The 8,292-nt window shown below is 65.4% G+C and carries 7 protein-coding genes; all 7 read right to left on the bottom strand.

All coding sequences use genetic code 11. The features are described from left to right. Positions 1 to 1,009: 1,009 nt before the first annotated feature. Positions 1,010 to 1,246: a hypothetical protein gene (locus ACFPN9_RS27775; protein ID WP_067254485.1), complete on the bottom strand. Its 237-nt coding sequence runs from the start codon at positions 1,244 to 1,246 to the stop codon at positions 1,010 to 1,012. Then, positions 1,246 to 1,470 (bottom strand): hypothetical protein, encoded by a 225-nt coding sequence (locus tag ACFPN9_RS27770; RefSeq protein WP_067254487.1) that lies wholly within the window; start codon positions 1,468 to 1,470, stop codon positions 1,246 to 1,248. The genes ACFPN9_RS27775 and ACFPN9_RS27770 overlap by 1 nt, the downstream gene beginning before the upstream one ends. Positions 1,471 to 1,746: 276 nt before the next feature. Further along, positions 1,747 to 2,415: a cyclase family protein gene (locus ACFPN9_RS27765; RefSeq protein ID WP_067254490.1), complete on the bottom strand. Its 669-nt coding sequence runs from the start codon at positions 2,413 to 2,415 to the stop codon at positions 1,747 to 1,749. Beyond that, positions 2,415 to 3,410, bottom strand: coding sequence for a TRAP transporter substrate-binding protein (locus ACFPN9_RS27760; RefSeq protein ID WP_067254494.1), 996 nt, complete (start codon positions 3,408 to 3,410; stop codon positions 2,415 to 2,417). The genes ACFPN9_RS27765 and ACFPN9_RS27760 overlap by 1 nt, the downstream gene beginning before the upstream one ends. Before the next feature lie 58 nt (positions 3,411 to 3,468). Continuing rightward, a complete protein-coding gene (locus tag ACFPN9_RS27755; RefSeq protein ID WP_067254497.1) occupies positions 3,469 to 4,752 on the bottom strand; it encodes a TRAP transporter large permease subunit in 1,284 nt (427 codons plus the stop codon). Then, entirely contained in the window at positions 4,749 to 5,294 is a 546-nt protein-coding gene (locus ACFPN9_RS27750) for a TRAP transporter small permease (protein WP_067254499.1), read from the bottom strand. The genes ACFPN9_RS27755 and ACFPN9_RS27750 overlap by 4 nt, the downstream gene beginning before the upstream one ends. Before the next feature lie 382 nt (positions 5,295 to 5,676). Further along, on the bottom strand, positions 5,677 to 8,292 hold a 2,616-nt coding region (locus tag ACFPN9_RS27745; RefSeq protein ID WP_377817943.1), incomplete at its 5' end, for a methyl-accepting chemotaxis protein.

Raw genomic sequence — 8,292 nt, 5'->3', positions numbered from 1 at the left:
TCCCATCGTCAGCCTGCCAGCCGTGGCCGCCTGACCAGCCCGACCAAAGCCGGCACGCGGTGGCTCTGCGAAGCTACACCACCAGCAGGGACACGACCCCAGCCGCATCCTCCGCGCCCTGCATTACTGGGACCCAAAACTCGACGAGGCACACCATTGGCGGGGTCTATTCACGGACGCCGGCCGCCCCGTCCCCGAAAAGACGGATTGGTTCTGGCACATGGAATATACTGAGCTGTCTGCAATCGAGCGCCACTCTGGAACGAAGTTCATCATGGTCAACGGCCTGAACTGATTTGGCGACCAGCGGGCGAGGGTTGGGTAGCGGTTGCGGGTGATCCCCACGGGTGATACACAGGGGCTGCTGCAACCCGCCATAAGCGACTGAAAAACCTGTTCTTTCTCTCTGCCGCTGAGATTTCAATCCTCTCTCGCAGCACCAGCCTTTCTGGCTGGAAACGCTTTGAAATCAAAGAATTAGGTCCGCGCTAGCAGATGCAAGCGAAATGGCGGCTCTCAATCCCGCACTTAGCTTATGATCGCAGCAGCGGCGCCAGTGCATCAGCCAGCCGATGGCCCGTTGCCAGTTAAGTTGCGGCCTCGGTGCTCGCGGCGGAACCGAATGAACTCGCGCTGGAGCGGGCGACGAAGGCCGACCTGTTGAGCATCATCAGGACGACGCTGGTTCGCGAAGCGAAGTAACACCTAGGCCCACGGCAATTTACCACATAGGTCGCCGGCGTAGATCGGCGTGCGCTCAAGTACGGAAAATTAGTGAAATCTAGACAACGATCGCAGTCACCACAACAACGATAAAGAATGAAACCAACACAGGAAATCTAATGTTGAATCTTCTACCAATAAAATATAGTAATAAAATTAGAATTATAATCTCATACCTATAATGATATGTCATTCCAACTATAAAATATAATATCAGCTCAAAAAATTCGACGTTACCCAAACGCACATCCTCCCCACCAATGGCTCTCTATACCTTATGCGCGGGTCATTCTATCCCGCCCTCACCATAGCGCCGCTCAAAGCCCTTTCCATCCCTTTCGCCGTTCAGGATGCGTGCCATCAGATCGAGAGAGCTATTGAGCGGATCGAGGCCGAGATAAACCGCACTGCCGATAGGCACCTCCGCCGCCCAGCCCCGGACCTTCGATTGGAAGGCCTTTACCTCGCGTTGCATGTCCTCGACCTTGCCGGACGACAGCGAGCGCTTCGATCGCTGGACCACTACGCGGCCTGATCATCATCGAGCGGCGCCCTGGCGCCCTCTGAGAACATTCCGCGCAGGAAGCCCCGCGATACGGCCTTGTCGGCGTCGGCCAGCAGCGCATGGAAGTCGTGCAGGAGGGCGCGCAGGGCCTGCCGCTCGCTGCCGTGCTCCTCGACCAGTTCGATCAGTTCCCACTCGATCGCGTCGCGATCATCCTCGATCTCGGCTGGTCCGGCGGACATTGTTCGTTGCTCCCTTGAGTGAGAACAAAATAGGAACATTGTCGGGCCTGGAGTCAAGATGCCTAGAGCCTGCTGACGTCGCTCGGAAACAGACCTCCATTCCGGACAAGCGGCGAAGCTGCGCCGATCCGGAATCCATCGTCAAGCGCCGGAGGCCTCCGATGGATCCCGGGGCAAGCCCGGGATGACGGCGGCGGGCCCGAGACAATCGGCACACTCCAGACGCGCCATCCCATCAAAGGCGCTCTCCGCGATCGGCCCGAAAAGCGCCTCTCCTCAGCCCATCCCCTCGATGGCAAAGATCCGCGCCGGGGAGCCGTCGGCGTTGGGCAGCTTCAGCGGGGCGGCGCAGAGGAAGGTGCGGGGGTTCTTCAGCGCGCCGGTGTTGACGACATATTCGATCAGCGTGATGCCGGCGCGCAGGCAGATGTCATGCGTGACGTGCTGGTCGAAGGGCACGTGCTTGTCGTCGAGCAGCAGGCGGATCGGATAGTCCTGCGGGAAGTCGAAGGCGAGCGCGGTGGGCTTGCGATCCTTCAGCCAGAGCGCCGCCTCGCGGGTGAGATAGGGCGCATCGAGCCAGAACTCGCGCGTGCGGTAGTCGCGCTTCGTGTCCCAGCCGCTGGAGAGCAGCAGGATCTCGCCCTCCGGCCCGCCGGGATCGGCCGCGGCGAGTCTCTCGGCATCGATTGCCTGGTTGGGGGCGACGTCGCGCAGGTCGAGCACGCGGCACGGGCCGACGACGCGCGAGAGCGCGGTCGCCTCAATCGTCGGGCTGTGGGCGATGACATGGGCCTGCGCATCGACATGCGAGAAGCCGTGGCAGGTCATGCTGATGCGGGAGACCCGGAACGGGTCCCCCGCGGCGATGTCGCCCTTGATCGCCAGCTCGACCGGCCAGCGGAAATGCGGCTCGATCGGCATGGAGAGGTCGATGATCTCCATCAGACCGCGGCCTTCTTGATCGCGTCCAGCGTCTCGCCGCCGAATTTGGTGACGAACTCCTTCTCGACCTCGGCCGCGACGATCTTCGAGAAGGATTCGCGGTCGGGGTTCTCGACCGCCTGCATGCCGGCCTTCTTCAGCGCGGCGAGGCTGGAGCCTTCCGTGTCCTCGTTCATCTGGCGCTGGACGGCGGCGAGCTCGATCGCGGTCTCGCCGAGGATCTTCTGGAGATTGGGCGCCATCGCGTCGAACTTCGCCTTGTTCATCACCACCGGTCCCGTGGTGAAGGCGTGGCGGGTCAGCGAGAGATGCTTCTGCACCTCGGCGAACTTGGCATTGAGGATCAGCGTCACCGGGTTCTCCTGCCCGTCGACCGCGCCGGTCTCGAGCGCCGAGAACAGCTCGGTGAAGGCCATCGGCGTCGGCACGGCGCCGAGCAACTGGAAGGCGCGGATATGGGCCGGGTTCGGCGTGGTGCGGATCTTCAGGCCCTTGATGTCGGCGGCCGTCGCAACCGGGCGGCGGCTGTTGGTGAGGTTGCGCCAGCCGATCTCCCAGGTCGCCAGCGCCTTGAGGTTGGAGCCTTCGAGCTCCTTGCGCAGCCCGTCGCCGATCGGCCCGTCCATCACCGCGGCCGCATGTTTGCGGCTCTGAAACAGGAAGGGCAGGTCGAGCACGTTGAGCTTGGGCGCGAGGCCGGTGAAGAAGGGGTTGCCGGTCAGGCAGATGTCGAGCGAGCCGCCGCGCACCGCGCTGATCGTCTGCGGGTCGGAGCCGAGCGCGCCGTTCGGGAAGATCTGGACCTCGATCTGGCCGTTGCTCTTCGCCTTCACCTTCTCGGCGAACTGGAGCGCCGCCTTGTGCCAGCTGTCGGCCTCAGGATGGGGATGGGCGAAGCGCAGCTTCGTGGCCTGGGCGAGGGCCGGCCGGCCGATGGCGAAGAGGGCGAGGCCAGAGCCGGCGGTGATCAAGGCATGGCGCCTGGTGAGGGTCATCTCGTTGTCCTCCTTGGGTGTCGTTCTTGTGGTTTCTCGTTTTCGACGCGGCGCCTCCTCAGCGCCCGTAGAACCATTTCGCCGGCACGGTCACGATGTCCGGGATCAGAACCAGCAGGGTGAGCACCGCGATCTGCGCCAGCAGGAAGGGCATGACGCCGCGCACGACCTTGTCGACCGGAACGCGGCCGACGGCGCAGACCACGTTGAGCACGGTGCCCACGGGCGGTGTCAGCAGGCCGATGGCGTTGTTCATGATAAAGAGGACGCCGAAATAGACCGGGTCGATGCCCGCCTGCTTGACGATCGGCATCAGCACCGGCGTCAGGATCAGCACGGTCGGGATGAAGTCGAGCGCGGTGCCGACGACGATGACGAGCAGCATCATCGCCGCCATCAGCAGCGTCCTGTGTTCGATCAGCGGACCCAGCATCGCGCCGACCTCGGCGGGGATGTTGGCGATGGTGATGAGCCAGGCCGAAACCAGCGCCGCCGCGACCAGGAACATGACCGAGGCCGACATCTTCAACGCCGCCAGCAGCGCAGGCCGCAGATGCTCGATGCGCAATTCGCGATAGACGAACATCCCGATCACGAAGGCATAGACCGCGGCCACGACAGCGGCCTCGGTCGGAGTGAAGACGCCGAGCTTCATGCCGCCGATGATCACGAAGGGCAAAAGCAGTGCCCACAGACCGTCGAACGCGGCCTTCGCGATGCTGCGGACGCTCGGCCGCGGCAGGGGCGAAACCGGCTCGTCCTTCGCCAGCACATACCAGGTGATGACGAGCGCGAGGCCCATCAGCAGGCCCGGCACGATGCCGGCCAGGAACAGCCGGGTGATCGAAACGCCGGCCGCGACGCCGAACACCACGAAGCCGATCGAGGGTGGGATCACAGGCGCGATGATGCCGCCGGCCGCAATCAGCCCGCAGCTGCGGTCGAGCCGGTAGCCGGCCTGCCGCATCATCGGGATCAGCAGGGCGGCGAGCGCCGCCGTATCGGCCACAGCCGAGCCGGAGATGCTGGCCATGACGATGGCCGCGACGACGGCGACATAGCCGAGCCCGCCGCGGACATGGCCGACGAGCGCCATCGCGAAGGCGATGATGCGCTTGGACAGCCCGCCCGCATTCATCAACTCGCCGGCCAGCATGAAGAAGGGCACGGCCATCAACGGGAAGCTGTCGGCCCCGCCGATCAGGTTCTGCGCCAGGATCTGCGCGTCGAACATGCCCAGATGCAGCATCAGCGCGACGCCGCAGACCAGAAGAGAGATCGCGATCGGCATGCCGAGCGCCATCGCGCCGAGCAGCGAGACGAGGAAGACGAGGACGGTCATGGGCGCGGCGGCTCCTGCCGCTGGGCCTCGAACCCGGCCATTTCCTCCGATTCGGCGCCGATGACGAGTTCTCCCGGCGGCACGCGGCCGGTCAGCAGCCGGATCAGCGTGACGAGGTTGATCGCCCCGATGCCGAGGCCGCAGGCGAGGCCGGCGATGTAGAAAATCGCGGTCGGCACACCCATCACCGGCGAGAGATTGGCCATGTTGAGGCTGCTCTGCTGCCAGCAACCGAAGACCAGCAGGCCCATGCAGAACAGCGACAGGCTCTCGGCCACGAGTCGCGCCAACCGGCGGCCGCGCAGTCCGAGCATCTGCACGATCGCCGTCATGCCGAGATGGCCGCCTTCGAGCGCCACGAGGAAAGCTCCGCCGAAGGTCAGCCAGACGAAAATCATGCGCGAGGCTTCGTCCGACATGGTGATGCCGGAGTTGAACAGGTAGCGCAGCACGACATTGCCGAAGACCATCGCGATCATCACCACGAAGGCGAGGATCAGGAGGTTTTCGAGCTGGCGAAGCAGGAATCGGGACAGAGGCATCACGGTCGGTTAGCCCAGCGACCGGTCAGTCGTGAGGAAGCCGATCGACCCATCGCGGTCCGGACGCTGGGTCGGAGCGGAGCCTGTCGCGACGAGACCCACCGACGCGTGCCAATGACGGATCTGCGTGCGCGCATGTCCGCTCCTCCGATGTTCCCTGCCCGTGCCATGGCGGTTCGTGCCGCCATTCTTATTGTATGCTGCATACTGCGCGCCGCGTGCGCGCCTTGTCAATCGAGGTCTAGCGGTACAGCGGGCGAACACATCCGACAGGCTGGATGGCGACAGACGCCCCCATTTCAGCAAAAAGGGCCCTGCCGGATCGGCAGGGCCCTCGTCAGGCGCGGGCAGTCAGGCCAAGCGCGATGCCCTGAAAACCACCTCAGAACTCTTCCCACCCCGACCCGCCTGCATGGCTGTTGGCAACCTTCTTGGCCGGAGCCGGAGCAGGGGCCGCGCTCTGCGGTTGCGAAGCCGCCGGCCGGGGCATTGCACGTGGCGCCCGCGCCTTGGTCTGGGCGAAGGCGGCTTCGGCAAGCTGGCGCAGGCGTGCGGGCTCGGTCGCCGTCGAAGCGGCGATCTGGCCGGCTGAGCCGGCCTCGGGCCCGGTCCTGAAAGCCGCGACGAGGTCGTTGAGCTGTCCGATCTTCCCCGAGAGCGAGCCGGCGGATGCCGCGCTCTCTTCGGCCAGCGCCGCGTTCTGCTGGGTGATCTCGTCCATATGCGCGACGGTCTGGCTCATCTCGTCGATGCCGTTCGCCTGTTCGGAGGTGGCGGACGAGATTTCCGAAACGGTGCTCGCGACCTTGCGCGAGGCCTGAACGATCTGCTCCAGAACCGTTCCGGCCGAGCGGACCAGTCCGACACCCTGCTGAACCTCGCTGCCGGACTCTGCGATGAGCGTCGTGATGTCCTTGGCGGCGTCGCCGGCGCGCTGCGCGAGGGTGCGAACTTCGGATGCCACGACGGCAAAGCCCTTGCCGGCGTCGCCGGCGCGGGCCGCCTCGACGGCGGCGTTGAGCGCCAGAAGATTCGTCTGGAAGGCGATGCCGTCGATCACGGTGGTGATGTCCGAGATCTTCTGCGACGCGGCTTCGATGCGCGTCATCGCATCGACCGCGTCCGAGACGATGGCTCCGCCCTTGCCCGCCACCGCCATCGCTTCCTCGGCGAGCTTAACGGCCTGACGGGACGCGTTCGCAGCCGCCTTGACGGAAGCCGCGAGCTGCTCCGTCGTCGCCGCGGTTTCCTCGAGACTCGAGGCCTGCTCCTCGGTCCGCTTCGACAGGTCGTTTGCGCCCAGGTTGATTTCGCGCGCAGCGAGGCCGACATCGGCCGAGGTGACCTGGATGGTCCTCACAGTCGCCGAGAGGCGGTCGACCGTGTCGTCGATCGCCTCCTTCAGCGTCTGGAAGACGCCTTGATACTCGCCTGTCACGCGGCTGGTGAGATCGGCCGCAGCCAGTGCCTGCATGACCCGGGCGAAGTCGGCCGTCGCGTCCTCGACAACGGCTGAAACCTGGTTGAGGCCGATGGCGATGTCGCGAACGAACCCCTCCTTGCCGTCGAGCGACAGCCTGGCCGAGAAATCGCCAGCACGGGCGGCTTCGACAACGGCCGCGACCTCGGCCTCGCTGCGCAACTCGGCCGTCACATTGCGCCAGATCAGCGTGTGGCCGATCGTGTTGCCACCCGCATCGCTGATATAGGCCATGTCGACCATGATCGCCTCTGCGCCGACATCGTAGCGCACCTTCCTGACCTGGCCGTTGTCGAGGATGAGCTGGCGCTTGAGATTGGCGTTGGTGCGATAGCAGTCGATATGCTCGCCCATCATCGCCTCGACCCTGAACCCCGGCGAGGCCGCCTGGAACGTCGGCTCCAGCTGCTTCAGCAGGCGCAGCAGCGAGGCGCTCATGAAGGTGATCCGCTCCTCAGGATCGGTGATCATCAGCATCGTCGGCGACTGGTTCATGGCCGAGACCGTCAGGGCCGTGCGGCCCGCCTCGGCCCGTCCCTGATCGGCAGCGCGCGCGATTTCGCCGATCTCGTTGGCGAGGGCGGTATGCGGAACCGGTCTGGAAAAATCCCCCGCCTCATGACGCCGCAGGGACGCGACCAGATCGCCGAGCGGGTTGCGGATGGTGCGGACGAAGCCGAGCGCACAACCGAAGACGACAAGCGCCGCCAGCGCCGCGATGACGAGATCGCGCATCGCCTTCGACTCGATCCCGCCGATACGAGCCTCGATCAGGCGGATCAGCTGGGTCTGCGCACCGCGCCAGAGCGCGTCGGAGGCGGCCGCAAAAGCGCTTGCAGCGGCCTGAGCGTCCGGCTGGCGCAGCGAGGGCGCGCGCTCCATCGCATAGTCCTCGCGCAGCGCAGCGGCCTGGCGCGAGACCGCCGCGCCGGCGCTCTCGAAGCCGCTGCGGACGGCGGCGAGGGCAGCCCCCAGACTGCCATCGGTATTGCCTGCGACACCGGAAGCGAGGGAGGACTGCACAGCCGAAAGCGCGATGTCGTAGCGCGTCGCCGCCTGAACCAGCGCGTCGTGCTGACGGGGCGTGACCTTGTTGCCCATCAGGGCCGGTTGCATCGCGGCGTCGAGCGCAGCCCGCGCGATCACCAATTCCGGCAGCCGGACGGCGACAACATCCATCACGTAGTAGGAGTCGACATCGGGATCGAGGGTGAGGTTGGAGCCGTCGGCGATCTTCTGGATGGCGGCCTGGCCGGCGTCCCAGGCCGCGTTGCGGTCCTTGCCTTCGCCGAGAGCGCCGGCGAAAGCCCGCATCGCCTCTCCGGCCTTCAAAGCCTCGGCGGCTGGCTGCTGGGCAGCGACACGGCGCGCCTCGCTCGCGAGCCGATCGGCCGACGCCGCGGGCGCAGTGCTGGCCGCAAGCGCCGCCCAGACATCACTCAGCACCCGGGCGCCGGTGACCTCGAGCGCGGAAAAGGCGATGTCCTTGCGAACCTGTTGGACGAAAAGCAGCGTCAG

The sequence above is a fragment of the Allobosea massiliensis genome, from assembly GCF_042655245.1.
GTDB classification, from domain to species: domain Bacteria; phylum Pseudomonadota; class Alphaproteobacteria; order Rhizobiales; family Beijerinckiaceae; genus Allobosea; species Allobosea massiliensis.
This window is presented reverse-complemented; position numbering and strand designations above follow the sequence as displayed.